Annotated in this window: 27 protein-coding genes, 1 tRNA gene and 1 pseudogene; 19 read left to right on the top strand and 10 right to left on the bottom strand. The window is 74.9% G+C overall.

All coding sequences use genetic code 11. The features are described from left to right. Together BLP29_RS20480 and serB are read left to right on the top strand one after the other, a co-directional pair. Positions 1 to 401, top strand: a pseudogene (locus BLP29_RS20480) (cytochrome ubiquinol oxidase subunit I); the annotation flags it as partial. A 154-nt stretch (positions 402 to 555) separates the two neighbouring features. Then, positions 556 to 1,788: a phosphoserine phosphatase SerB gene (gene serB / locus BLP29_RS20475; RefSeq protein ID WP_243470142.1), complete on the top strand. Its 1,233-nt coding sequence runs from the start codon at positions 556 to 558 to the stop codon at positions 1,786 to 1,788. A gap of 1 nt (position 1,789) precedes the next feature. Here serB and BLP29_RS20470 read toward each other — a convergent pair whose 3' ends face one another. Both BLP29_RS20470 and BLP29_RS20465 read right to left on the bottom strand, forming a co-directional pair. Continuing rightward, positions 1,790 to 2,368, bottom strand: a complete 579-nt coding sequence (locus BLP29_RS20470) for an isochorismatase family protein (protein ID WP_092808095.1) — start codon at positions 2,366 to 2,368, stop codon at positions 1,790 to 1,792. 76 nt (positions 2,369 to 2,444) lie between these two features. Continuing rightward, a complete protein-coding gene (locus tag BLP29_RS20465; protein ID WP_092808075.1) occupies positions 2,445 to 3,728 on the bottom strand; it encodes a nicotinate phosphoribosyltransferase in 1,284 nt (427 codons plus the stop codon). A gap of 25 nt (positions 3,729 to 3,753) precedes the next feature. Here BLP29_RS20465 and clpS point away from each other — a divergent pair, with 25 nt between their 5' ends. Both clpS and BLP29_RS20455 read left to right on the top strand, forming a co-directional pair. Beyond that, positions 3,754 to 4,050, top strand: coding sequence for an ATP-dependent Clp protease adapter ClpS (clpS, locus tag BLP29_RS20460; RefSeq protein WP_092808073.1), 297 nt, complete (start codon positions 3,754 to 3,756; stop codon positions 4,048 to 4,050). Beyond that, the gene (locus tag BLP29_RS20455) at positions 4,047 to 4,529 is read left to right on the top strand and encodes a DUF2017 family protein (protein ID WP_165839472.1); all 483 of its coding nucleotides are present in this window, start codon (positions 4,047 to 4,049) and stop codon (positions 4,527 to 4,529) included. Before clpS ends, BLP29_RS20455 begins: the two co-directional genes overlap by 4 nt. On the opposite strand, the gene BLP29_RS20450 is transcribed toward BLP29_RS20455, so the two are convergent. Next, positions 4,468 to 4,827: a hypothetical protein gene (locus BLP29_RS20450; RefSeq protein ID WP_092808071.1), complete on the bottom strand. Its 360-nt coding sequence runs from the start codon at positions 4,825 to 4,827 to the stop codon at positions 4,468 to 4,470. The two genes, BLP29_RS20455 and BLP29_RS20450, sit on opposite strands and share 62 nt — an antisense overlap. An 88-nt stretch (positions 4,828 to 4,915) precedes the next feature. Here BLP29_RS20450 and BLP29_RS20445 point away from each other — a divergent pair, with 88 nt between their 5' ends. The 7 genes from BLP29_RS20445 to ligD all read left to right on the top strand — a co-directional run bounded on the left by BLP29_RS20445 (position 4,916) and on the right by ligD (position 10,056). Continuing rightward, positions 4,916 to 5,389: a M67 family metallopeptidase gene (locus tag BLP29_RS20445; protein WP_091063169.1), complete on the top strand. Its 474-nt coding sequence runs from the start codon at positions 4,916 to 4,918 to the stop codon at positions 5,387 to 5,389. A 157-nt stretch (positions 5,390 to 5,546) separates the two neighbouring features. After that, positions 5,547 to 5,822: a MoaD/ThiS family protein gene (locus BLP29_RS20440; RefSeq protein ID WP_092808069.1), complete on the top strand. Its 276-nt coding sequence runs from the start codon at positions 5,547 to 5,549 to the stop codon at positions 5,820 to 5,822. Positions 5,823 to 5,849: 27 nt separating this feature from the next. Then, on the top strand, positions 5,850 to 6,800 hold the full coding sequence (locus BLP29_RS20435; protein ID WP_092808067.1) for a PLP-dependent cysteine synthase family protein: 951 nt from the start codon (positions 5,850 to 5,852) through the stop codon (positions 6,798 to 6,800). Between the two features lie 85 nt (positions 6,801 to 6,885). Beyond that, positions 6,886 to 7,566, top strand: a complete 681-nt coding sequence (locus tag BLP29_RS20430; RefSeq protein ID WP_092808091.1) for an HAD-IA family hydrolase — start codon at positions 6,886 to 6,888, stop codon at positions 7,564 to 7,566. 11 nt (positions 7,567 to 7,577) lie between these two features. Next, the gene (gene murI / locus BLP29_RS20425; RefSeq protein WP_092808065.1) at positions 7,578 to 8,384 is read left to right on the top strand and encodes a glutamate racemase; all 807 of its coding nucleotides are present in this window, start codon (positions 7,578 to 7,580) and stop codon (positions 8,382 to 8,384) included. Then, positions 8,381 to 9,121 (top strand): MBL fold metallo-hydrolase, encoded by a 741-nt coding sequence (locus BLP29_RS20420; RefSeq protein ID WP_092808063.1) that lies wholly within the window; start codon positions 8,381 to 8,383, stop codon positions 9,119 to 9,121. The genes murI and BLP29_RS20420 overlap by 4 nt, the downstream gene beginning before the upstream one ends. Continuing rightward, a complete protein-coding gene (gene ligD / locus BLP29_RS20415) occupies positions 9,121 to 10,056 on the top strand; it encodes a non-homologous end-joining DNA ligase LigD (protein ID WP_092808061.1) in 936 nt (311 codons plus the stop codon). Before BLP29_RS20420 ends, ligD begins: the two co-directional genes overlap by 1 nt. A 98-nt stretch (positions 10,057 to 10,154) precedes the next feature. Here the strand turns inward: ligD and gndA are convergent, their stop codons facing one another. From gndA to BLP29_RS20400, 3 genes are read right to left on the bottom strand one after another with little or no spacing between them, the layout of a single operon-like run. Then, positions 10,155 to 11,591: an NADP-dependent phosphogluconate dehydrogenase gene (gene gndA / locus BLP29_RS20410; protein ID WP_092808059.1), complete on the bottom strand. Its 1,437-nt coding sequence runs from the start codon at positions 11,589 to 11,591 to the stop codon at positions 10,155 to 10,157. 30 nt (positions 11,592 to 11,621) lie between these two features. After that, on the bottom strand, positions 11,622 to 12,107 hold the full coding sequence (bcp, locus tag BLP29_RS20405) for a thioredoxin-dependent thiol peroxidase (RefSeq protein WP_092808057.1): 486 nt from the start codon (positions 12,105 to 12,107) through the stop codon (positions 11,622 to 11,624). A 42-nt stretch (positions 12,108 to 12,149) separates the two neighbouring features. After that, positions 12,150 to 12,554, bottom strand: coding sequence for a YjbQ family protein (locus tag BLP29_RS20400; protein ID WP_092808055.1), 405 nt, complete (start codon positions 12,552 to 12,554; stop codon positions 12,150 to 12,152). Positions 12,555 to 12,590: 36 nt separating this feature from the next. Between BLP29_RS20400 and rph the strand changes: the two genes are divergently transcribed. Together rph and rdgB are read left to right on the top strand one after the other, a co-directional pair. Then, the gene (gene rph / locus BLP29_RS20395) at positions 12,591 to 13,313 is read left to right on the top strand and encodes a ribonuclease PH (RefSeq protein ID WP_092808054.1); all 723 of its coding nucleotides are present in this window, start codon (positions 12,591 to 12,593) and stop codon (positions 13,311 to 13,313) included. Further along, the gene (gene rdgB, locus BLP29_RS20390; protein ID WP_092808052.1) at positions 13,310 to 13,912 is read left to right on the top strand and encodes an RdgB/HAM1 family non-canonical purine NTP pyrophosphatase; all 603 of its coding nucleotides are present in this window, start codon (positions 13,310 to 13,312) and stop codon (positions 13,910 to 13,912) included. The genes rph and rdgB overlap by 4 nt, the downstream gene beginning before the upstream one ends. Positions 13,913 to 13,930: 18 nt before the next feature. Here the strand turns inward: rdgB and BLP29_RS20385 are convergent, their stop codons facing one another. The 3 genes from BLP29_RS20385 to BLP29_RS20375 form a co-directional block, all read right to left on the bottom strand. Continuing rightward, positions 13,931 to 14,548, bottom strand: coding sequence for a hypothetical protein (locus tag BLP29_RS20385; protein ID WP_092808050.1), 618 nt, complete (start codon positions 14,546 to 14,548; stop codon positions 13,931 to 13,933). Next, entirely contained in the window at positions 14,545 to 17,430 is a 2,886-nt protein-coding gene (locus BLP29_RS20380) for a glycosyltransferase (protein WP_207798644.1), read from the bottom strand. The genes BLP29_RS20385 and BLP29_RS20380 overlap by 4 nt, the downstream gene beginning before the upstream one ends. Before the next feature lie 96 nt (positions 17,431 to 17,526). Then, positions 17,527 to 17,610: transfer RNA gene (locus BLP29_RS20375), tRNA-Leu, on the bottom strand. A 54-nt stretch (positions 17,611 to 17,664) separates the two neighbouring features. Here BLP29_RS20375 and BLP29_RS20370 point away from each other — a divergent pair. From BLP29_RS20370 to BLP29_RS20350, 5 genes are read left to right on the top strand one after another with little or no spacing between them, the layout of a single operon-like run. Beyond that, positions 17,665 to 17,895 (top strand): DUF3618 domain-containing protein, encoded by a 231-nt coding sequence (locus BLP29_RS20370; protein WP_092808048.1) that lies wholly within the window; start codon positions 17,665 to 17,667, stop codon positions 17,893 to 17,895. A gap of 18 nt (positions 17,896 to 17,913) precedes the next feature. Continuing rightward, a complete protein-coding gene (locus BLP29_RS20365) occupies positions 17,914 to 18,411 on the top strand; it encodes a DUF427 domain-containing protein (protein ID WP_092808046.1) in 498 nt (165 codons plus the stop codon). A 30-nt stretch (positions 18,412 to 18,441) separates the two neighbouring features. Then, complete coding sequence (locus tag BLP29_RS20360; RefSeq protein ID WP_092808044.1) at positions 18,442 to 18,735, top strand: metal-sensitive transcriptional regulator; 294 nt, start codon at positions 18,442 to 18,444, stop codon at positions 18,733 to 18,735. A 10-nt stretch (positions 18,736 to 18,745) separates the two neighbouring features. Then, positions 18,746 to 18,952, top strand: coding sequence for a heavy-metal-associated domain-containing protein (locus BLP29_RS20355; protein WP_092808042.1), 207 nt, complete (start codon positions 18,746 to 18,748; stop codon positions 18,950 to 18,952). Further along, positions 18,949 to 21,153, top strand: a complete 2,205-nt coding sequence (locus tag BLP29_RS20350) for a heavy metal translocating P-type ATPase (protein ID WP_207798643.1) — start codon at positions 18,949 to 18,951, stop codon at positions 21,151 to 21,153. Before BLP29_RS20355 ends, BLP29_RS20350 begins: the two co-directional genes overlap by 4 nt. Positions 21,154 to 21,166: 13 nt before the next feature. On the opposite strand, the gene BLP29_RS20345 is transcribed toward BLP29_RS20350, so the two are convergent. After that, a complete protein-coding gene (locus BLP29_RS20345) occupies positions 21,167 to 21,787 on the bottom strand; it encodes a TetR/AcrR family transcriptional regulator (protein WP_092808040.1) in 621 nt (206 codons plus the stop codon). A gap of 129 nt (positions 21,788 to 21,916) precedes the next feature. On the opposite strand from BLP29_RS20345, the gene BLP29_RS20340 reads away from it, so the two are divergent. Then, positions 21,917 to 23,005: an EAL domain-containing protein gene (locus BLP29_RS20340; protein ID WP_092808037.1), complete on the top strand. Its 1,089-nt coding sequence runs from the start codon at positions 21,917 to 21,919 to the stop codon at positions 23,003 to 23,005. Positions 23,006 to 23,007: the final 2 nt, after the last annotated feature.

Below are 23,007 nucleotides of genomic sequence, written 5' to 3'. Positions count from 1 at the left end.
AGGGCATGCCCCGCCGCTACGCCGACTACCTGCCAACTGATGGGTTCACCACCCTGAACACGATCTCCACGATCGGCTCGTTCGTGCTGGGGGCCTCCACCATCCCGTTCCTGTACAACGTGGTGAAGTCCTGGAAGTACGGCCAACTCGCCCTGCGCGATGACCCCTGGGGCCACGGCAACTCCCTGGAGTGGGCCACCAGCAGCCCCCCGCCCCGGCACAACTTCCTGGAGATCCCCCGCATCCGCTCCGAACGCCCCGCCTTCGAGCTGCACTACCCCCACCTGCGCGACCGCCTCGAAGCCGAAGCACACGCAGGCAAGAAGCACGGGCCGTACGCCAGCGAGCTGCTGGACGGCACCGGCAAGCGCGCCGGGGCCAACGACCCCGACCCGCTGTAGACCAGCTCCGCACGACGACGCCCCGCAGGCCACCCGGCCGGCGGGGCGTCGCCGCGTCCGGGGCCGGGGTGGGCGTGCGGGGTGCGCGTGCAGGGTGCGTGCGGGCGCAGGGTGTGTGCGGGGCCGCACCGAGCCGTCGGGCACGATGTCGCCCGTGACCGGCCCCGAGCAGGACGCCCCCGCCCCCGCCGTCCCCCACGCCGGGGCGCTGCTGACCGTCACCGGAGCCGACCGCCCCGGCGTCACCGCCCGGCTCTTCGGCGCCCTCGCGGAGGTCCCCCGGCTCGAGGTGGTCGACGTCGAGCAGGTGGTGGTGCACGGCCAGCTGGTGCTGGGTGTGGTGGTGCACGAGCACGGAGGCGACGACGACGACGCCCTGGTCGCCCGACTGGCCGGCCCGGCCGCAGCGGTGGGGCAGGCCACGGGTGTGCAGGTGCAGGTCGAGCCCGCCGGCGGCGCCCACGGGCTGGCCGACGACGGCGTGCGCCGGCACCACGTGATCGTGCTGGGGCGCCCGGTGCCGCCCGGCGCCGTGGGCGGGGCGGCGCGGGCCATCGCCGAGGTCGGCGGCAACATCGATGCGATCCGGCGGCTCTCGGACTACCCGGTCACCAGCTTCGAGCTCACCGTCTCCGGCGCCGAGGCTGGTGCGCTGCGGGCCGCCCTCGGCGCGGTCGCCGCCGCCACGGGGGCCGACGTCGCCGTCGAGCAGGTCGGGCTGGCCCGGCGCAGCAAGCGGCTCATCGTGCTCGACGTCGACTCGACACTGGTGCGCGGCGAGGTCATCGACGAGCTGGCCGCCCGGGCCGGCCGGGCGGCCGAGGTCGCCCGCATCACCGCGGCCGCGATGAACGGCGAGCTGGACTTCGAGCAGTCGCTGCGGGCCCGGGTGGCCGCGCTGGCCGGGCTGCCCGTGGCCGTGCTCGACGAGGTCCGTGAGCACTTGGTGCTCACCCCGGGGGCGCGCACGCTCATCCGCACCCTGCAGCGGCTTGGCTTCCGCTGCGGCATCGTGTCCGGTGGCTTCACCCAGATCACCGACCCGCTCGCCGCCTCGCTGGGGCTGGACTTCGCCGCCGCGAACACCCTCGAGGTGGCCGACGGCGTGCTCACCGGCGGATTGGTGGGGGAGATCGTCGACCGGCCCGGCAAGGCCCGCGCGCTGGCCCGGTTCGCCGCCGAGCACGGCATCCCGCTGGAGCAGACCGTGGCGGTCGGCGACGGCGCCAACGACCTCGACATGCTCAGCACCGCCGGGCTGGGCATCGCCTTCAACGCCAAGCCGTTCGTGCGGGAGCAGGCGCACACCGCGCTGAACCAGCCCTACCTCGACGCGGTGCTGCAGGTGCTGGGCTTCACCCGCGACGAGGTGCTCGACGCGGTCTGAGTCAGAACCGCTGGGGCTCGCCCTCCAGGGCCACGCCGGCGGAGCTCAGCTGCTCGAGTGCGGCCGCCGTCGTCCCCTCGGCCACGCCCACCGTCAGCGGGAGCAGCACGCGGGTGGCGAAGCCGGCGCCGACCGCGTCGAGCGCGGTGGCCCGTACGCAGTGGTCGGTGGCGATGCCGACGACGTCGACGGCGTCCACCCCGCGCTCGCGCAGCCAGGCCGCGAGGCCGACACCGCCGGCGGCGCCCTCGAAGCCGGAGTAGGCGGCGGCGTGCTCGCCCTTGTCGAACACGGCCTGCAGCAGGCCGCGGTCCAGGTCGGGGTGCAGCTCGACCCCGCCGGTGCCCACCACGCAGTGCTCGGGCCAGGTGTCGACGAAGTCGGGGGAGTCGGAGAAGTGCGCGCCGGGGTCGACGTGGTGGTCGCGGGTGGCCACCACGTGCGCGTACTGCCCGCGCTCGAGGCCCTGACCGGCGTGCACGGTGATCGCGCGGGCGACGGCGGCCCCGCCGGCGACGGCGAGGCTGCCCCCCTCGCAGAAGTCGTTCTGCACGTCGACTACGACCAGGGCGCGGCTCATGCCGCCCATCTTGCCCGTCGGCCCCGTCCGGAGGCTCGCCCGAGGTACGAGGGACGAGGAGGACGGGGTCCTTCCGTCATGAGCTGACGGTGTCGATGGCCGGCTCGCCGCGGGAGAGGGACCACGCCTCGGCCGGCAGAGCCGTGCGGGCACGCTCGTGGTGGTCGCGGGCCGCGCGCAACCGAGCCGCGGGGTCCAGGTCGTCGACCAGCCGGCCGCCGCGCACCAGGGGCACGAGCAGGTCGCGGTCGCCGTCGCGTGCCTGCACCGGATGCGGGGAGACCACCTCGGCGGTGGCGGTGCCGGCCGCGTCGTGCCGGCGGACGGCGTTCTTCCGCCCGCCCACCGAGCGCTTGCCTTCGGCGGTCTTGGCCACCGGCACCCCGTCGCGCTCGACCAGCTTGTAGACCATGCCGGCCGTGGGGGAGCCCGAACCGGTGACCAGCGAGGTGCCCACCCCGTACCCGTCGACCGGGGCCGCGGCCAGCGCGGCGATGGCGTACTCGTCGAGGTCGCTGGTGACGGTCACCCGGGTGCGGTGCGCGCCGAGGGAGTCCAGCAGGGCGCGCGCCTGCACCGCCAGGTCGCCGAGGTCGCCGGAGTCCAGCCGCACGGCGCCCAGCTCGGGGCCGGCCACCTCGATCGCCGTCCGGATGCCCCGCATCGTGTCGTAGGTGTCCACCAGCAGCGTGGTGCCGGTGCCCAGGGTCTGCACCTGGGCGCGGAACGCGGCGGCCTCGTCGTCGTGCAGCAGGGTGAAGGCGTGCGCGCTGGTGCCGGCGGTCGGGACGCCGTAGCGGGCGCCGGCGGCCAGGTTCGAGGTCGACCCGAACCCGACGAGCCAGGCGGCCCGGGCGGCGGCCACCGCGGCTTCCTCGTGGGTGCGCCGGGACCCCATCTCGATGCAGGGCCGACCCCCGGCCGCGCCGACCATGCGTGCCGCGGCCGAGGCGATCGCGCTGTCGTGGTTGAGCACCGAGAGCACCAACGTCTCCAGCAGCACGGCCTGCCCGAACGGCGCGCGCACGCTGAGCACCGGGCTGCCCGGGAAGTACACGTCGCCCTCGGCGTAGCCGTCGACGTCGCCGGTGAAGGCGAAGCCGGCCAGCCGGTCGAGCAGGGCCGGGTCGGTGAGCCCCTGCTCGCGCAGCGCGGCGAGCTCGGCGTCGCCGAACCGGAAGTCGGCCAGGGTCTCGAGCAGGCGACCGGTGCCGGCCAGGACGCCGTAGCGGCGTCCGTGCGGCAGCCGACGGGCGAACACCTCGAAGGTGCAGTCGCGGTCGGCCGTGCCGTCGGCGAGGGCGGCGGCGAGCATCGTGAGCTCGTACCGGTCGGTCAGCAACACCGGGCGGAGGGCCATGGGCAGGCAGCCTAGAGTGGGGCCGATGGCCGGACCGCTCGCCCCCGAGAGGGCCCCCGAGACCACCACGGACGCCGAGCACGAGCTCGACCGTCCGTGGGTGACCGTGGTCTGGGACGACCCGGTCAACCTCATGACCTACGTGACCTTCGTGCTGCAGGAGCTGTTCGGCTACGACGAGCAGAAGGCGACCACCCTGATGCTGCAGGTGCACCACGAGGGCAAGGCCATCGTGAGCTCGGGCCCCCGCGAGCGCATGGAGCACGACACCAGCCGGCTGCACGCCTACGGGTTGTGGGCCAGCTACCAGCGCGACTCGTGACGCCCTTCCGCCGGCGCGGCGACCGCATGGAGGCCGGCTTCGTGCCCGCCGAGTCCGCCGTCCTCACCCTGCTGCTCGACGAGCTCGAGCAGCTGCTCGCCGGGGACGGCGGCGCCGTCGGCGACCCGGTCGTGGCCAGGCTGTTCCCGGCCGGGCACGCCTCGGACCCCGAGCTCGCCCGCGACTACCGCGAGCTCACCGAGTCCTCGCTGCGCGAGGGCAAGGCCGAGGACCTGGCACTGGTGCGGGCGACGATCCCGGTCGAGGGCGGGGCGGTGCGGCTGGACGTCGACCAGGCGCGCTCGTGGCTGCGCACCACCAACGACCTGCGCCTGGCGCTGGGCGCCCGGCTGGGCATCACCGCCGAGGGCGCCCCCGAGGACACCGACGAGGCACAGCTGTCGGTGTACCACTGGCTCACCGCGCTGCAGGGCTCGCTCGTCGACGCGCTCGTGGCCGGCGGGAGCCGCCCGAGGTGAGCACCACGAGGGCGGCCAGCAGCAGGTCCAGCACGAACGCGACGTAGACCAGGCTCGGCACGTCGTGCAGGTCGCGCACCAGCGCCCCGATCGAGGCGACCAGCACCAGGGCCGAGAGCACCAGGATCGCCAGCAGGCCGAGGGTGCGTCCGAGCAGGACGACCACGAACTCCGAGCGGCTGCCGCCGGCGGACCGGACGCTGCGCGGACCGCGGCGGGTCAGCCGACGGGCGCCGAGCACCAGTGCCGGCAGGCACAGCACGACGACACCGGCGGCCATCAGGACGAGGATCAGCACGGGGGCACCACGATCCCGGACCGTACCGGTTCCCCCGTGCAGGCCACCTCGTTCGGCGGCGTCCCGGGCCGCACGTAGACTGCGGCCCGTGCTGCGCATCGACCGGGCGTCCTACGACGCGATCGTCGCGCACGCACGCCGTGACCACCCCGACGAGGCATGCGGCGTCGTGGCCGGCCCCGAGGGCAGCGACCGGCCAGAGCGGTTCATCCCCATGCTCAACGCCGCCCGGTCGCCCACGTTCTACGAGTTCGACAGCGCCGACCTGCTGAAGCTCTACCGCGAGATGGACGACCGCGACGAGGTCCCGGTCGTCGTCTACCACTCGCACACCGCCACCGAGGCCTACCCCTCGCGCACCGACATCAGCTACGCGTCCGAGCCCTTCGCCCACTACGTGCTGGTCTCCACGCGCGAGCACGGCGACCAGACCGGTCTGGTCGGCGACGACGTCGAGCTCCGCAGCTTCCGGATCGTCGACGGCGTCGTCACCGAGGAGGACGTCGACGTCGTCGAGTCCTACCTCTTCGGGCACTCGCCCACCACCGTCGTCTACGACTGAGGAAGGACCCCCTCGCCCCCCACGACGTGCTCCGCACGCCGCGGGACCCTGCGAGGGGGCCGGCGGAATGACGGTCAGGCGCTGACCGTTCCGTCCCGTAGAGACCACCCTCGCTGCGTGCTGCGCGAGGTGACCCCACCCCACGAAAGGCACCGCCATGGCCATCGAGGTCCGGATCCCGACCATCCTGCGCACCCACACCGGCGGCAACAAGACCGTCACCGGCTCGGGCGACACCCTGGCCGCCCTGGTCGACGACATCGACGGCCAGCACCCCGGCATCAAGGGCCGCCTGGTCACCGACGAGGGCAAGCTGCACCGCTTCGTCAACGTCTACGTCAACGACGAGGACGTCCGCTTCACCGGCGCCCTGGACACCGCGCTCAAGGACGGCGACTCGGTCACCATCCTGCCCGCCGTCGCCGGCGGCTGACCCCACCTCTCCCCGGAAGGTCCCCCCGTGGCCCGCTTCTCCTCGCTCGTCGACTCCCTCGGCGGCACCCCCCTCGTGGGGCTGCCGTCGCTGTCCCCGACGGCCGACGTCCGGCTGTGGGCCAAGCTCGAGGACCACAACCCCACCGGGTCGATCAAGGACCGGGCGGCCATCGCCATGATCGAGGCCGCCGAGAAGGAGGGCCGGTTGCACCCCGGTTCGACGATCCTCGAGCCGACCAGCGGCAACACCGGCATCTCGCTGGCGATGGTGGCCCGGCAGCGCGGCTACCGGCTGATCTGCGTGATGCCGGAGAACACCTCGGTCGAGCGGCGCCAGCTGCTGGAGATGTACGGCGCGCGGATCATCAGCTCGCCGGCCGCCGGCGGCAGCAACCAGGCCGTGGCCCAGGCCAAGGAGCTGGCCGGGCAGAACCCGGACTGGGTGATGCTCTACCAGTACGGCAACCCGGCCAACGCCGAGGCGCACTACACCGGCACCGGCCCCGAGATCGTGGCCGACCTGCCCTCGATCACCCACTTCGTCGCGGGGCTGGGCACCACCGGCACGCTCATGGGCGTCGGCCGCTACCTGCGCGAGCACAAGCCCGGCGTCCAGGTCATCGCGGCCGAGCCGCGCTACGGCGAGCTGGTCTACGGGCTGCGCAACATCGACGAGGGCTTCATCCCCGAGCTCTACGACCCCGAGATGCTCGACGGCCGGTTCTCCGTCGGCCCCGACGACGCCGTGCACCGCACCCGCCAGCTGGTCGAGCGCGAGGGCATCTTCGCCGGCATCTCGACCGGGGCGATCCTGCACGCGGCGCTGGGCATCGCCGACAAGGAGGTCGCGGCCGGCCGGAAGGCCGACATCTGCTTCATCGTGTGCGACGGCGGGTGGAAGTACCTCTCGACCGGGGCCTACGCCGGCACCCTCGACGAGGCCACCGCCGCGCTGGAGGGCCAGCTGTGGGCCTGAGGAAGGACCCCCGTGCCCCCCACCGCTCGCACGCTCGCCGCGGGCCCCTGCACGGGGGCCGTACCTGCATGACTGGATGCTCCGCATGACCACCCCCCTGGCCCCCGACCTGCACGTCCCCGCGCGCGGGATCCTGTTCGACAACGACGGGGTGCTGGTGGACTCCCTGCCGGCCGTGGAGAGCGCGTGGTCGCGCTGGGCCCACGCGCACGACCTCGAGCCCGAGCAGGCGCTGTCGATCGTGCACGGCCGTCGGGCGGTCGACACCGTGGCGGCGCTGCTCCCGGCCGAGCGCCGTACGGCGGCCGTCGAGCTGATCGACGCCCTCGAGATCGAGGACGCCGGCATGGTCGCCGCCATGGCCGGTGTCCCCGCCCTGCTGGCCATGCTCCCCCCGGGCACCTGGGCCGTGGTCACCAGCGGCACGCGCGCGCTGGCCACCGCCCGGCTGGGGGCCGCCGGCATCCCCGTGCCCGAGGTCTTCGTCACCGCCGACGACGTCGCCGCCGGCAAGCCCGACCCCGCCGGGTACCTCGCCGCCGCGGCCGGGCTGGGCCTGGCGCCGGCGCACGCCCTGGTCGTGGAGGACAGCCCGAGCGGCATCGAGGCCGGGCAGGCCGCGGGCTGCCCGGTGCTGGGGATCGGCGAGGAGGCGCTCGCCAGCGGTGCCGACGTCGTCGTCCGCGACCTGGCCGGGGCCCGCTGGGCCGGCGACGGACTGCTGCTCCCGGCCGCCACCGTGCTGAGGGGCCCGGGTCGGCACTAGCCTTCCCCCTGATGGGGACCGTGCCGAGCGCTGACGCACCGATCGGGGTGTTCGACTCCGGCGTGGGTGGGTTGACCGTCGTCCGGGCGGTGCTGGACCAGCTGCCGCACGAGGCGGTGCGGTACGTGGGCGACACGGCGAACGGGCCCTACGGTCCGCTGCCGATCGCCGAGGTGCGCCGGCACTCCCTGGCCGTGATGGACGACCTGGTCGAGGCGGGGGTCAAGATGCTGGTGGTGGCCTGCAACTCGGCCAGCGCCGCGTGCCTGCGCGACGCGCGCGAGCGCTACGACGTCCCGGTGGTGGAGGTCGTGCTGCCCGCCGTCCGCCGGGCGACCGCGGCGACCCGCAGCGGCCGGGTCGGGGTGATCGGCACGACCGCGACGGTGACGTCGGGCGCCTACGCCGACGCCTTCGCCGCTGCGCCCCACATCACCGTGACCAGCGCCGCCTGCCCGAGCTTCGTGGACTTCGTCGAGCGCGGGGTCACCAGTGGCCGGCAGCTGCTGGGGCTCGCGCAGGCCTACCTCGAGCCGCTGCTGGCCGCGGACGTGGACACCGTGGTGCTCGGCTGCACCCACTACCCGCTGCTCACCGGCGTGCTGTCGCTGGTGCTCGGCCCGGAGGTGACGCTGGTGTCCAGCGCCGAGGAGACCGCCCAGGACGTCTACCGGGTGCTGACCGGGGCCGACCAGCTGCGCCCCGACGACGCCCCGCCGCCGCAGCACGCCTTCCTCGCCACCGGTGACCCCGAGCCGTTCGCCCGGCTGGGCCGCCGTTTCCTCGGCCCGGTCGTGGACACGGTGGTGCCGGCATGAGGCTCACGGTCATCGGCTGCTCGGGCTCCGGGCCCGGGCCGGACTCCCCGGCGTCGTCCTACCTGGTCGAGCACGAGGGGTACCGGCTGGTGCTCGACCTGGGCAGCGGCGCGTTCGGGGTGCTGCAGCGGGTGCTGCCGCCCGACGAGGTCGACGCCGTGCTGCTGTCGCACCTGCACGCCGACCACTGCCTGGACGTCGCGCCCTTCACCGTGTGGCGGCGGTACTCGGGCCTGGCCACCCGGGGCCCGGTGCCGCTGTACGCCCCGGTCGGCGCCGACCGGCGGCTGCGGTTGGCCTACGACCTGTCCGACGGCCCCCTCGACGACGTGTTCGAGGTGTTCGGCATCGGCGCGGGTTCCTTCGAGCTCGGCCCGTTCCAGGTGCAGACGGCCCGCACCGCCCACCCGGTCGAGTGCTACGCCTTCCGGCTCACCGCGGGCGGACGGTCGCTGGTCTACACCGGCGACACCGGCGCGTGCCCGGGCGTCGTCGAGCTGGCCCGCGGCGCCGACGTCCTGCTGGCCGAGGCCGCGCACCCCGACGTCCCCGGCCTGCCGCCGGACCTGCACCTGACCGGCCGCGAGGCCGGCGAGCACGCCCGGGACGCCGGCGTCGGCCGGTTGCTGCTCACGCACGTGCCGTCGTGGGTCGACCCGGCCGCGCAGCTGGCCGACGCCACGGCGGTCTTCGCGGCCAGCGAGCTGGTCGCCCCGCTCGGGGTGTACGAGGTCTGATGGACGGCGTCACCTTCTCCTCGCTCGACGACGAGCTCGGTGACGGCCTGGGGGTGACCAAACGGGCCCTGGTGGAGCACTACGACGCCTTCGCCGACCGCCTGGTGCCGCTGCTGTCGGGGCGGCCGCTCACGATGGTGCGCATCCGGCCGCGGGCGGCGGCGTTCGTGCAGCGGGACATCCCGAAGGGGGCGCCGGACTGGGTGCGCACGGTGGCCACCTGGTCCGACCGCACGCGGCGCGAGGTGCACCAGGTGCTGGTGGAGGACCGGCGCACGCTGCTGTGGCTGGCCAACCAGCGGGCCGTCGAGCTGCACGTGCCGTTCTCCCCGGTGGTCGACGGCGCGTTCGCCGCGCCGACCGGGCTGGTGCTCGACCTGGACCCGCCCGACGACGGACCCTTCTCGCAGGTGGTGGCGGTGGCCCAGCTCGCCCGCGAGGCGCTGGCGGCGGTGGGGTTGGCGGCCGCGGTGAAGACCAGCGGGTCGCGCGGGCTGCACGTCGTGGTGCCGGTGCAGGGCTCGCCGCACGAGGACGTCGCCGCGGCCACCCGGGCGCTGGCCGCCCGCACGGCGGCCCTGGACCCCGACGTCGCGACGACGGAGTACGTGGTGGCCGACCGGGGAAGCCGTGTGTTCGTGGACTCCACCCGATCGGGGCGGGGCACGATCGCGGTCGCCTGGTCCCCCCGGGCGCGCCCCGGCCTGCCGGTCTCCGTGCCGGTCGCGTGGGATGACCTCGACGAGGTCACCCCGCAGGGCGTCACCGTCGCCGACGCGGCCGCCCGGTTCCCCGACGACCCCTGGACGGCGTCGCTGCCCGCCCCGCAGGAGTTGCCCGCCGACCTGGTCGCCGAGGGCCACACCATCCCGGTCGCCCGGGTCGCCGCGATGCACGAGGGCAAGCGCCGCAAGAAGGCCGCCGAGGGCGGCTGACCCGCCCGGACGTCCGGTCGAGTGTGCAGGTGCGGTCGTTCCTGTCGGCGCGGCGGCGCGTGTCGGCGACCGCAACTGCACAGCCGGGGCGCGCGAGGTCAGGCCTCGACCTCGCTGCGGTCCTCCGACCACGTCGTGTGGAACGAGCCCTCGGCGTCGACCCGGCGGTACGTGTGCGAGCCGAACCGGTCGCGCAGCCCCTGGATCAGCGCGGCGGGGGAGCGCTCGGCCCGCAGCCCGTCGTAGTAGGCCAGCGCGCTGGCGAAACCGGGTGCCGGCACACCGTGCCGTGCGGCGCCGGCGACGACCTGGCGCCAGCCCTCCTGCGCCTCGGCCACGGCGTCGCGGAAGTACTCGTTGGTCAGCAGCGTCGTGAGGTCGGGCTCGTCGGTGAACACCTGCCGCACGCGGTCCAGGAAGGCCGCCCGGATGATGCACCCGTCCCGCCAGATCGCGGCCAGCGCGGCCCGGTCGACGTCCCAGCCGTGCTCCTCGGCCCCGCGGGCGATCTGGTCGAAGCCCTGCGAGTACGCCACCACCTTCGCCGCGTACAGCGCCTGCCGCACCGACTCGGTGAACGCCTCGCGGTCGGCGACCTGGTCGTCCCAGTCGCGCCCCGGGCCCGGCAGCACCTTCTGCGCGGCCTCGCGCTGCTCGCGGTGACCCGACAGCGCCCGGGCGAACACCGCCTCCGCGATGCCCGACACCGGGGTGCCGAGGTCGAGGGCGGACTGCACCGTCCAGCGGCCGGTGCCCTTCTGCTCGGCCTCGTCGAGCACGACGTCGACGAAGGGCTGACCCGTGCGCTCGTCGGTGTGCCGCAGCACGTCGGCGGTGATCTCGATCAGGTACGACTGCAGGTCGCCCTCGTTCCAGGTGGCGAACACGTCGCCGATCTCGGCGGGCGTCATGCCCAGCCCCTGCCGCAGCAGGTCGTAGGCCTCGGCGATGAGCTGCATGTCGGCGTACTCGATGCCGTTGTGCACCATCTTCACGAAGTGGCCGGCGCCGTCGGTGCCCACGTGGGTGCAGCACGGCTCGCCGTCGACGTGCGCGGAGATGTCCTCCAGCACCGGCCCCACGATCGCGTACGCCTCGGCCGAGCCGCCGGGCATGATGCTCGGCCCGTTGAGCGCACCCTCCTCGCCGCCGCTGATGCCGCAGCCCACGAAGTGGATGCCGCGCTCGGCCAGCTCACGCGTGCGCCGGATCGTGTCGGTGTACCGGGCGTTGCCGCCGTCGACCAGCACGTCGCCCTCGGCCAGCAGCGGCGCCAGCTCCTCGACCACGGCGTCGGTCGGGTCGCCGGCGGCGACCATGATGATGACGGTGCGCGGCTGGTCGAGGGCGTCGACGAGCTCCTGCGGGCTGGCAGCGGCGACGAAGTCGCCCTCGTCGCCGTGCGCCTCGAGCAGGGCGTCGGTGCGCGCCTGGGTGCGGTTGTGCACCACCACCTGGTGGCCGTGCCGGGCGAGGTTGCGGGCGAGGTTGGCGCCCATGGTCGCGAGGCCGGTGACCCCGATCTGTCCGCTCATGCGTTCGGTCGTGCCCGACCGAACGTCGGGCTAACCGAGACCGAGGTCTCGTCGCAGCTTGGCGACGTGCCCGGTGGCCTTGACGTTGTAGGCCGCCTTCTCGATGCGGCCCTCGGCGTCGACCACGAAGGTCGACCGGATCACGCCGACGACCTCCTTGCCGTACAGCTTCTTGGGCCCGTAGGCGCCGTAGGCCTGCAGGACCGACGTGTCCTGGTCGGACACCAGCGTGATCGACAGCGACTCCTGCTCGCGGAAGCGCTGGAGCTTCTCGGGGGCGTCGGGGGAGATGCCGATGATGTCGAGCCCGGCCTCGGCGAACTCGCCGGCCGCGGCGGTGAAGTCGACCGCCTGGGTGGTGCAGCCCGGCGTCAGCGCGGCGGGGTAGCAGTACACGACCACCCGGCGCCCGCGGTAGGACGACAGCGACACCTCGGTGCCGTCGGGACCGGGCAGGGTGAAGTCGGGCGCGGGGTCACCGGGGGACAGGCGGGTGGCGGCAGCGCTCTCGGTCATGCGGGCATGGTGGCAGACCCCACCGACACCGACGGCGCCCGGTCAGCCGCGCAGGAAGCTGAACCGCACGTGCCGCGTGGGGTTGTCGCCGTTGGTGTCGACGAAGCAGATGCGCTGCCAGGTGCCCAGCGCCAGCCGCCCCTCCAGCACCGGCACGGTGGCGTGCGGCGGCACGAACGCCGGCAGCACGTGGTCCCGGCCGTGCCCGGGGGAGCCGTGCCGGTGCCGCCACCGGCCGTCGGTGGGCAGGAGGACGTCGAGCTGGGCGAGCAGGTCGTCGTCGCTGCCGGCGCCGGTCTCGATGATCGCGATGCCCGCCGTGGCGTGCGGCACGAACACCTGGAGCAGGCCATCGCCCTCGGCCCGCACGAAGTCGGCGCACTCGTCGGTCAGGTCGACGACGGCCGGGGCGCCGCCGGTGCGCAGCTGGCGCAGTTCTGATCGCATGGGACCAGTCTTCCCCGCCCACTACCCTCGATCCACGTGACCCGCCCCGACGGCCGCAGCGCCGACCAGCTCCGCCCGGTGACCATCACCCGCAACTGGCTCGACCACGCCGAGGGCTCGGTGCTGGTCGAGTTCGGCCGCACCCGCGTGCTCTGCGCGGCCAGCGTCACCGAGGGCGTGCCGCGCTGGCGCCGTGGGTCGGGCCTGGGCTGGGTGACCGCCGAGTACTCGATGCTGCCGCGGGCCACCCACACCCGCAGCGACCGCGAGTCGGTCAAGGGCAAGATCGGTGGCCGCACCCACGAGATCAGCCGGCTCATCGGCCGCTCGCTGCGCGCCTCGATCGACCTCTCGGCGCTGGGCGAGAACTCGATCGCCCTGGACTGCGACGTCCTGCAGGCCGACGGCGGCACCCGCACAGCGGCCATCACCGGTGCCTACGTGGCGCTGGCCGACGCCGTCGCCCACCTCGGCGAGCGCGGCAAGCTGGCCAAGGCCCAGCCGCTGGTGCAGTCGGTCGCCGCGGTCAGCGTCGGGGTGATCGACGGTGAGCCGCGCCTGGACCTCGCCTACGAGGAGGACGTGCGCGCCGGCACCGACATGAACGTGGTGTGCACCGGGGACGGCGGGTTCGTCGAGGTGCAGGGGACGGCGGAGGGCGCGGTGTTCGACCGGGCCACCCTCGACCAGCTGCTCGACCTCGCCGTCGCCGGCTGCGCCGAGCTCACGCTCGCCCAGGCCGAGGCGCTGGCGAAGTGAGCCGGCTGCTGCTGGCCACGCGCAACGCCGGCAAGCTCACCGAGCTGCAGCGGCTGCTGGAGACCGCCGTCCCCGGGGTCGAGGTGGTCGGGCTGCGCGACGTCCCCGAGTACCCCGAGGCGCCCGAGACCGGCGCGACGTTCGAGGAGAACGCGCTGCTCAAGGCGCGCGAGGCGGTGCGGTGGACCGGGTTGCCCTCGGTCGCCGACGACTCGGGCATCGCCGTCGACGCCCTGAACGGCATGCCCGGCATCCTGTCCGCCCGCTGGTCGGGCCGGCACGGCGACGACCCGGCCAACACCGCACTGCTGCTGGGGCAGCTGGCCGACGTGCCCGACGAGCGGCGCGGCGCGGCGTTCGTCTGCGCCGCGGCGTTGGTGCTGCCCGACGGCACCGAGCGGGTGCTGCGCCGCGAGTGGCGCGGGGTCGTGCTCCACGAGCCGCGGGGCAGCAACGGCTTCGGCTACGACCCGGTGTTCCTGCCCGACGGCCTCGACCGCACGTCGGCCGAGCTCGAGCCCGCCGAGAAGGACGCCGCCAGCCACCGCGGCCAGGCGTTCGCGGCCCTGCTCCCGGTGGTGGCCGAGCTGCTGGGCTGACCGCCCGGCGCCGGCGGGTCAGCGGTGGGCGGTCCAGGTGATGAACGCGATCGCCGCGGTGACGAACACCGGCGGGAAGGCCAGCACCAGGAAGGCCGCGACCACCCGGTCGGTGCGCCACCGCACCGCGAGCCGCGACGGCAGCGAGGTCGGCGCGGAGCTGCTCAGCGCCCGCTGACCTGCCTCGCCCACCGGGGCCGAGCGCACCGCCTGCCAGGCCTCGACCCGCGCCCACCCGGGCGCCAGCCCGCAGACCACGGCCATGACGGCCAGGGCCAGCAGCGCCGGCGCCAGCCAGCCGGGCTCCAGGACGACCACGCCCGCCGCCCCGGCCCCCGCGGCGAACCCGGCGATGGTGATGGCGCCGAAGCAGAAGACCAGGCCGAACACCACGACGGTCGACAGGCACATGCCCACGCCCAACAGGTGCGGGGGCACCCCGACCAGGACACCGGCGACCAGCTCGGCGACCAGCACCGCCAGCACGGCCAGCAGCACGACGCCCATCCGCACGCGGATCGGCTCCCGGGGGGCGGCGACGGCACCCGGGACGGCGACGGCAGCCGGGACGGCGACGCCACCCGGGACGGCGACGGCACCCGGGACGGCGCTGCTGGGGGACAGCGACGCGCTCACTCGTCCGGCCCCCGGTCCAGCCAGGACAGCAGACCGCGACCGGCCGGGGCTGCGTTGGCGGCGTGCCGGGCACGCCGGGACGCGGCGGGGGCGGCGGGGGTCGGCGCGGGAGCGGGCGGGGCGGGCACGGCGGGCAGCAGCCGCACGACGGTCATCCCCGGGACCGGGGGGCGCCCGGTCGTGGGGCGGGCCTCGTCCGACCCGACGGCCGGGGGCGCGGCGGGCTGACGGGTGGGGACCACGGCCGGCAGCGGGCCCCGCCGGCGGGCCGGCCGGTCGACCGGGGCCGGCACGGCGGGCAATGCCCGCACGGGGGGCCGCGTCGGCGGCTCCGCGGTGAGCTGCCCGGGGACCTGCCCGACGGCGGCTGCGGCGACCCGGTCGACGGCGGGTCGCCGGGGAACGGGACGGAGCGGGGGCAGCGGACGGCGCGCACGGCGGGCGGGGACCGGCGGGACGCCAGGTGCGCGGTCCGGGCCACGGTCCGGTGCACGTTCCCGCGCACGGTCCGGTGCGGGGGCCGCTGGACGGTCGGGCACGAGGCCAGGGGCCAGCTCGGCGATCAGGTCGCGTTCGTCGAGCACCTCGAGCTCGGCCTGCAGCACGGCCAGGTCGTCCAGGTCCAGGGGGCGCATCAGGTCCTCGGCGGGGTCGGGGTGGGGGACGTGGTCCGGCGGCGGGGCCGCACCGGGTGCGACCGGGGCGTGGGTGCCGCCCGGCACGGAGGCGGTGGCGCGCGGCTCGTCGCGCCGGGGCGCGGCGGCAGCGCCGGCGGCCGGGGGGACGGCGACCGGGGGGACGGCGGCAGGGGCTGCCAGCTCGGCCAGCGCCTGGGCGGTGGGGACGCGCCGGTGCGCCGAGGCCACGGCGGCCACCGTGGCCGAGGCGGCCGACGACCCGGCGGGGAGCTCGGCCGGGCGGGTCGTCGTCACCGCCGCCGCGCCGTCCTCGCCGTCCTCCTGGGTGTGGCTGGTGAGCCCGTGCTGGGTCTTCTCCCAGTAGAAGGGCTTGGTCACCAGCTGCCAGGCGGCCTTGTAGGAGGCTACCGAGTGCAGCATCCAGTACAGCGGCGACAGCAGCGCGTAGGCCACCAGGCCGTAGCTGCGGCGCTTGAACCCGGCCAGCAGGCTGAGGTAGACGATGAGGCCGTTGCCCACGAGCAGGTTGGCCAGGCTGACGTACTGCAGCCAGGGCGGGAGCGCCGGGCTGAACTGGTGCGGGAAGGCCAACCAGAGGATGAACAGCACCCACAGGATCGGCGTCAGCAGGAACGTGGCCGGGGTGCCGCCGATGGTCAGCAGGAACCCGATCGTCTGGCGCAGCCCGATCGCCCGCACGAGCTTGAGCGGGTGCCGGCTGTGCACCAGGAACGTCTGCATGTAGCCCTTGATCCAGCGGCTGCGCTGCCGGATCCAGTTGCCGACGGCCATGTTGGCCTCTTCGTAGGTGGTCGAGTTGACCACCGCCACGCGCCCGCCGCGGGCCGAGGCGCGCACGCCCAGGTCGGCGTCCTCGGTGACGTTGAAGGGGTCCCAGCCGCCGAGCTCGCGCAGCATGTCCGCGCGGAAGTGGTTGCTCGTGCCGCCCAGCGGGATGGGCAGCCGCATGGCGTCCAGGCCGGGCAGCGTGTAGTCGAACCACGAGCTGTACTCGAGGGTGAACATGCGGGTGAGCAGGTTCTCCTCGGCGTTGAAGTAGTTCAGCGCCGCCTGGACGCAGACCAGTTCCTCGCCGCCCTTGGCGAACGCGACCACCGACTTCTTGAGCTGGTCGGCGTCGGGGCGGTCCTCGGCGTCGTAGATGACCACGAGCTCGCCGCGGGCGAAGGACAGCCCGACGTTGCAGGCCCGGGGCTTGGTCTTGGGCATCGAGTGCGGCACGACGAGGATGCGCACGATGTCCGGCGGTGCGGCGGCCAGTGCGGCCTGCAGCGTCTCGGGGTCGTCCTCCTCGAGCAGGAGCAGGATCTCCAGCTTCTCGCGCGGGTAGTCCAGCGCCGACAGGTTGCGCATGAGCAGCCCGACGATGCCGGCTTCCTTGTAGACCGGCACGAGGATCGTGTAGCGCGGCAGCTCGGCGTCGGTGAGCGCCGCGACCTCGGCGTCGGTCACCTGCTCCACGGTCTCCGACGCGGTGCCCACGGTGCTGATCAGCGCCTTGGCGCCGACGGAGAGGCCGATGGTGACGTTGATGATCGCCAGCAGCACGACGACGGTGGTCGGGAAGTCGAGCACGAGCCCGACCACGACGGCGAGGACGGCGAGCACCGCGCTGAGCACCTGGGGCCAGGTGAACACGGTCGACGCCGACTCCTCGGGCCGGCGCTCGGCCAGCGAGGACACCGCCTCGTGCACGACCTCGTCCCGCCACACGGTGCGCAGGGCGCGCTGGACGTCCCAGTCGGTGGTCACCTGCTGGTGCACGCGGCTGATCCCGGTGCGCTCGAGCACCTCGCGCTCGACGTCGGCGCTCGGCCGCCCGGAGGACGCGACGACCACCTGCAGCTCGCCGTCGTCGGTCCGCTCGGTGCGCAGCGGCACCCACATCTCGCGGGCCAGCATCGGGTAGGGGAACAACTGGGCCAGGTCGGTGTCGACGTCGACCGGGTCCACGAAGGCCATCTCGGCGCCCCAGACCTCCGCGAGGGCGACGTAGAGCTGACGACGGGTGATCCACTGCTTGGCCAGCAGCACCGAGCCCAGCGGCTCGCCCACCCGGCGGGCCTGGGCGAGGCCGGCGTCCAGCTGCTCGGCGGTGATGGTGCCGTTGTCGCGGAGCACGTCGCCGAGCCGGCGCTCGGCGACCGCGGGTCGCGCGGTCGGCGCAGCCCCGGTGGGGCCCGCAGCGGGTGCTCCGGTGTCGTGGTCCAGTCCCGTCGTCACACAGGTGGACTCGGCAGGGGGCCGGCGGTGGACCAGCCCGACCCGGGTGCCGTCACCCGCCCGGGTGACACCCGGGGGGAACCGTGGGGGGAACCGTGGTGCGGGAGAGGGGAGTCGAACCCCTACGCCCGAAGGCACCAGGACCTAAACCTGGCGTGGCTGCCGTTACACCACTCCCGCGCACGGGGGAGTCTAGGAGCGGTGGGACGGCGGCGGACGTGGCAGGCTGTCGGCGTGCCACGCAGCCCCGAGCAGATCCAGCAGGAGATCGACGCCGCCCGTGAGTCCCTGGCGGCCACGTTGGACCAGCTGGTCTTCCGGGGCAGCCCGGGCCGGTTGAGCGACCAGGCCAAGGCGCGCGTACAGCTGTGGCTGACCAGCCCGGCCGGTCAGGCGACGCTGGCCGCGGCCGGGCTGTTAGTGACGTTCGTCGTCGTCCAGAAGGTCCGGCACCGCAACCGGTAGGCGGGCACACTGGGGCGGGTGAGGCACCCGCACCCCGACCCCGTCGGCCCCGGTCAGGAATCGGTCTGGGACTACCCCCGCCCGCCCTCGGCCGACGTCACCCCGCGGCGCATCGAGGTGGTGCTCGGCGGCCAGGTGGTCGCGCGCACCGACCGGGCGGCCCGGGTCTGCGAGACCAGCCACCCGCCGGTCTACTACGTCCCCCGCGAGGACGTCGCCGACGGCGTGCTGCAGCGCGCCGAGGGCGCGAGCTGGTGCGAGTGGAAGGGCGTGGCCACCTACTGGGACGCCGTGGTCGACGGCGTCCGCCACCCGGCCGTCGGCTGGTCGTACGAGAACCCCACCGAGGGCTACCGCCACCTGCGCGGGGCCGTGGCGTTCTACCCGTCCAAGGTCGACCGGGCCACGGTCGACGGCGAGGTCGTGCGCGCGCAGGCCGGCGACTTCTACGGCGGGTGGATCACCGACGAGGTGGTGGGCCCGTTCAAGGGCGAGGCCGGCACCCGCGGGTGGTAACCCCTACCCCCTAGGGGTACCTTCGACCGCATGGCCGGTTACGAGGGCAACAAGGAGCAGGTGCTCGCGCGGTTGAAGCGCGTCGAGGGCCAGGTGCGCGGCATCTCCCGCATGGTCGAGGAGGACACGTACTGCATCGACGTCCTCACCCAGGTGTCCGCGGCCACGAAGGCCCTGCAGGCCGTCGCCCTCGGGTTGCTCGACGACCACCTCGGCCACTGCGTGCGGCAGGCCGTCGCCAGCAGTGCCGAGGACGACGGCGCCGCCGCCGACGCCAAGATCGCCGAGGCCTCCGCCGCCATCGCCCGGCTCGTCCGATCCTGAGGGGGACCCCATGACCACGCTCGACTACACCGTCACCGGCATGACCTGCCAGCACTGCGTCGCCTCGGTCACCGAGGAGGTCTCCGAGGTCGCCGGCGTCACCGACGTCGACGTCGACCTCGACACCGGATCGCTGCGCGTCACCGGCTCGGACGTCGACCCCGCGCAGGTGCAGGCAGCCGTGGTGGAGGCCGGGTACTCCGCCACCCCGGCATGAGCACCACCGCCGAGCCGACCGAGGTCCGGCTCGACATCACCGGCATGACCTGCGCCAGCTGCGCCAACCGCATCGAGCGCAAGCTCAACAAGGTCGCGGGGGTGCAGGCCAGCGTCAACTACGCCACCGAGGCGGCCACCGTCCGGTACGACCCGGGCACGGTCGACACCGGCACCCTGCTGGCCACCGTGTCCGCCGCCGGGTACACCGCCCGCCTCCCCGCGCCCCCGGCCGACGACGCGCCGGCCACCGAGGGCGAGCCCGCCGAGGACCGCGACCTGCGGCAGCGGCTGGTCGTCTCCGCCGCCCTGGCCCTGCCGGTGCTCGTGCTGTCGATGGTCCCGGCGCTGCAGTTCGAGAACTGGCAGTGGCTGGCGCTCACCCTGGCCAGCCCGGTCGCGGTGTGGGGCGCCTGGCCCTTCCACCGCGCTGCGGTGGTCAACGCCCGGCACGGCGCCAGCACCATGGACACCCTGGTCTCGATCGGCATCGTCGCGGCCTACCTGTGGTCGCTCTACGCCCTGTTCCTCGGCGGGGCCGGGATGCCCGGCATGCGCATGCAGTTCCACCTGCTCGCCGAGCAGGGCGCCGGCTCGGGCGAGATCTACCTCGAGGTCGCCAGCGCCGTCACGGTGTTCCTGCTGGCCGGGCGGTACGCCGAGTCCCGGGCCAAGCGCCGGTCGGGCGAGGCCCTGCGCACGCTGCTGGCGATGGGTGCCAAGGACGCCGCGGTGCTGCGCGACGGCGTCGAGGTGCGGGTGCCGGCCGAGCAGTTGGTGGTCGGCGACCGCTTCGTCGTCCGGCCCGGGGAGAAGATCGCCACCGACGGCGTCGTCGTGTCCGGGTCCTCGGCGGTCGACGTGTCGATGCTGACCGGCGAGCCCGTACCGGTGGAGGTCGGCGAGGGCGACCGGGTCACCGGGGCCTCGATCAACTCCGGCGGCCGGCTGGTGGTGGAGGCCGACCGCGTCGGCGAGACCACCACGCTGGCCGCGCTCGGTCGCCTGGTCACCGCCGCGCAGAGCGGCAAGGCGCCGGTGCAGCGACTGGCCGACCGGGTGTCGGCGGTGTTCGTGCCGGTGGTACTGCTCGTCGCGCTGGCCACCCTGGTGGTCTGGTTGCTGGTCACCGGCGACGTCGCGGCGGCCTTCACGTCCGCGGTCGCCGTCCTGGTCATCGCGTGCCCGTGCGCGCTCGGGCTGGCCACGCCCACCGCGCTGCTGGTGGGCACCGGCCGCGGGGCGCAGCTGGGCATCGTCATCAAGGGCCCCGAGGTGCTCGAGTCCACCCGGGCCGTCGACACCGTGGTGCTGGACAAGACCGGCACCGTGACGACCGGGCGCATGTCCCTGCTCGAGGTGCTCGGCGACCCCGCCGCCCTGCGCCTGGCCGCCGCGGTCGAGGCGGCGTCCGAGCACCCCATCGCCCGAGCGGTCGTCGCCGGCCACCCGGATCCGCTGCCCGAGGTGACGGGCTTCGTCGCCGAGGCCGGGCACGGCGTGCGCGGCACCGTGGAGGGCCACCGGGTGCGCGTGGGCCGAGCCGCGGCACCGGCCGAGCTGGCCGGGGCCGTGTCGGCCGCGGAGGCCGCCGGCCGCACCGCCGTCGCGGTCGAGGTCGACGGTGCGGTGCGGGCGGTGCTCGTCGTGGCCGACACCGTGCGGCCGACCAGCCGGGCAGCCGTGGCCGAGCTGCGGTCGCTGGGGTTGGCGCCGGTGCTGGTCACCGGCGACGCCGCCGGCCCGGCCGCGGCCGTCGCCCGGGAGGTCGGGTTGGACCCCGACGCCGGCGAGGTCGTGTCCGGCGTCCTGCCCGAGGGCAAGGTCGACGTCGTCCGCGACCTGCAGGCCCGCGGCCGGGTGGTGGCCGTGGTCGGCGACGGCGTCAACGACGCCGCCGCGCTGGCGACCGCCGACCTGGGCCTCGCGATGGGCACCGGCACCGACGTCGCCATCGAGGCCGGCGACGTCACCCTGGTGCGGGCCGACCTCGCCGCCGCGGCCGACGCCGTGCGGTTGGCCCGGCGCACGCTGTCGACCATCAAGGTGAACCTGGTCTGGGCGTTCGGCTACAACGTCGCGCTGATCCCGCTGGCCGCGCTGGGGTACCTCAACCCCCTGCTGGCCGGGCTGGCCATGGCGGCCTCGTCGGTGCTCGTGGTCGCCAACAGCCTGCGGCTGCGCCGGTTCGGCCGGCCCTGAGGGCCGGCCGGCCTCACCCGGGAGCGCCCGCCCGGGCCAGGGGCAGGACGACGGTGTCCAGCACGGTCTCGACGTAGGCCTCGTCGAGGGGCTCGCCGGTCAGCAGCCAGCGCTGCACGACCAAGCCGGACGCGGCCTGGGCGACCGCGGAGGACGCCGCGCCGGGGGCGACCTCACCGCGGGCCTCGGCGCGCCGCCAGACCTCGGCGAGCCCGTCGCGCCACTCCGCGAGGGGGCCCTCGCGGAAGGCCTGGGCCAGCGCCGGCTGGTGGGGGAGCGTGGACAGCAGCGACAGCGACGCGGCGCCGGTCGGCCCGTTCACCACGTCGACCAGCGACCGGAGCATCACGCGGAGGTCCTCGGCCAGCGAGCCGGTGTCGGGGGTGGGCGTGCCCTCGCGGCTCATCTCGGCGATGGTGTCGACGACGAGGTCGGACTTGGTGCGCCACCGGCGGTAGATGGTCGCCTTGCCGACACCGGCCTCGGCGGCGACGGCGTCCATCGTGAGCGAGTTGTAGCCCACCTCGGCGAGCAGGCGCAGGATCGCGGCGCGGATGACGCCGTCGCGGGAGGGGTCCCGCGGCCGGCCGCCGCGGTTGGGACGGCCGGCCTGCTGCATGGTGGGTGTAGCCATGCCAAGACTTTAGACCGTTGACTGTTGGGCACGAGGAGGTTGTGGTCGGCCTTTACGGTTGAGTTCCGGTACCTGGCGACTCCTGCGCGCCTGTGGCGCCCCCCGCCCCGGGTGCGCGATCCTCGGCTCGTGTCCGTCGGCCACGCGGTGCCCGCCCCGCGCTTCCCGCTCCCGGGTCGGGTCGCACGGCTCCTGCTGGCCAGCCCGGTGGAGCACGTGCTGCCGGTCGTCGTCCGCGCCGCCACCGAGCTCGGGCTCAACGCCGAGCGCGCGCCGGGCCTGGTCGACGTCGTCGACGACAGCAGTCCGCTGGACGCCGGCCGCTTCGACCGGCTGCTGGCCCGGCTGGCCCGCGAGCTCAGCGTGGCCGAGACCGACGTCGTCCGGGTGGCCACCGACCCCGGCGACGACGACGGCATCGCCTTCGCCGCCCAGCTCATGGCCGCCCCCACCCTGTCGGTGGAGCTGGCCCGCCGCGGGGTCACCGCCGAGGTCGGGTTGCTGACCGAGGCCGAGCTGTTCCCCGTCTACCAGCCGGTGGTGGACCTGGCCGACGGCCGCACGACCGGGTACGAGGCGCTGCTGCGGGGGCGGGTCGACGGCCGCGAGGTCGGTGGCGGGGACCTGTTCTTCCTGGCCGCCGCGGCCGGGTGGGGCGACCGGCTGGACCGGTTCGCCCGTGAGGCCGCCGTCGTCGGCGCCGCGCCGTGGCTGGGGCCGGCCGACCTGTTCGTCAACAGCAGCCCCGAGGCGGTCTACCGGCCCGAGGTCTGCCTGACCGGCACCGTGCAGGCGGTGCGCGCGGCCGGCATCGCCCCGCACCAGGTGGTCTTCGAGGTGGTGGAGGCGCACGCGGCCCGCGACCGCGGCCACCTGCTGGCGGTACTGGAGCACCACCGGGCCCAGGGCTGGCGGGTCGCCCTCGACGACGTCGGCGTCGGGTGGTCGAGCCTGGCGCTGGTCTCGGCGCTGCGCCCGGACGTGGTCAAGCTCGACAAGGCGCTGGTGGCCCGGCTGGACAGCGGCGCCGCCCGGGCGGTGGTGGGCGGGCTGGTGGAGGTGGCGCACTCGCTCGGGGCGGTCGTGGTCGCCGAGGGCGTCGAGACCCAGGCGAGCGCCGACCGGGCCCGCCAGCTCGGCGTCGACCTGGGCCAGGGCTGGCTGTTCGGCCGCCCCGCCCGCGCTGCCGACCTCGTCCCCGAGCCGCTGGCCGGCTGAGC

The organism is Klenkia marina, assembly GCF_900101025.1.
GTDB lineage: Bacteria > Actinomycetota > Actinomycetes > Mycobacteriales > Geodermatophilaceae > Klenkia > Klenkia marina.
This window is presented reverse-complemented; position numbering and strand designations above follow the sequence as displayed.

Excerpts from the sequence above, each read along its gene's own strand:
- BLP29_RS20470 (WP_092808095.1), bottom strand. The coding sequence starts at position 2,368 with ATGAGCCGCGCCCTGGTCGTAGTCGACGTGCAGAACGACTTCTGCGAG.
- BLP29_RS20465 (WP_092808075.1), bottom strand. The coding sequence starts at position 3,728 with ATGGCCCTCCGCCCGGTGTTGCTGACCGACCGGTACGAGCTCACGATG.
- clpS (WP_092808073.1), top strand. The coding sequence starts at position 3,754 with ATGGCCGGACCGCTCGCCCCCGAGAGGGCCCCCGAGACCACCACGGAC.
- BLP29_RS20440 (WP_092808069.1), top strand. The coding sequence starts at position 5,547 with ATGGCCATCGAGGTCCGGATCCCGACCATCCTGCGCACCCACACCGGC.
- BLP29_RS20430 (WP_092808091.1), top strand. The coding sequence starts at position 6,886 with ATGACCACCCCCCTGGCCCCCGACCTGCACGTCCCCGCGCGCGGGATC.
- murI (WP_092808065.1), top strand. The coding sequence starts at position 7,578 with ATGGGGACCGTGCCGAGCGCTGACGCACCGATCGGGGTGTTCGACTCC.
- BLP29_RS20420 (WP_092808063.1), top strand. The coding sequence starts at position 8,381 with ATGAGGCTCACGGTCATCGGCTGCTCGGGCTCCGGGCCCGGGCCGGAC.
- ligD (WP_092808061.1), top strand. The coding sequence starts at position 9,121 with ATGGACGGCGTCACCTTCTCCTCGCTCGACGACGAGCTCGGTGACGGC.
- gndA (WP_092808059.1), bottom strand. The coding sequence starts at position 11,591 with ATGAGCGGACAGATCGGGGTCACCGGCCTCGCGACCATGGGCGCCAAC.
- bcp (WP_092808057.1), bottom strand. The coding sequence starts at position 12,107 with ATGACCGAGAGCGCTGCCGCCACCCGCCTGTCCCCCGGTGACCCCGCG.
- BLP29_RS20400 (WP_092808055.1), bottom strand. The coding sequence starts at position 12,554 with ATGCGATCAGAACTGCGCCAGCTGCGCACCGGCGGCGCCCCGGCCGTC.
- BLP29_RS20360 (WP_092808044.1), top strand. The coding sequence starts at position 18,442 with ATGGCCGGTTACGAGGGCAACAAGGAGCAGGTGCTCGCGCGGTTGAAG.
- BLP29_RS20355 (WP_092808042.1), top strand. The coding sequence starts at position 18,746 with ATGACCACGCTCGACTACACCGTCACCGGCATGACCTGCCAGCACTGC.
- BLP29_RS20350 (WP_207798643.1), top strand. The coding sequence starts at position 18,949 with ATGAGCACCACCGCCGAGCCGACCGAGGTCCGGCTCGACATCACCGGC.
- BLP29_RS20345 (WP_092808040.1), bottom strand. The coding sequence starts at position 21,787 with ATGGCTACACCCACCATGCAGCAGGCCGGCCGTCCCAACCGCGGCGGC.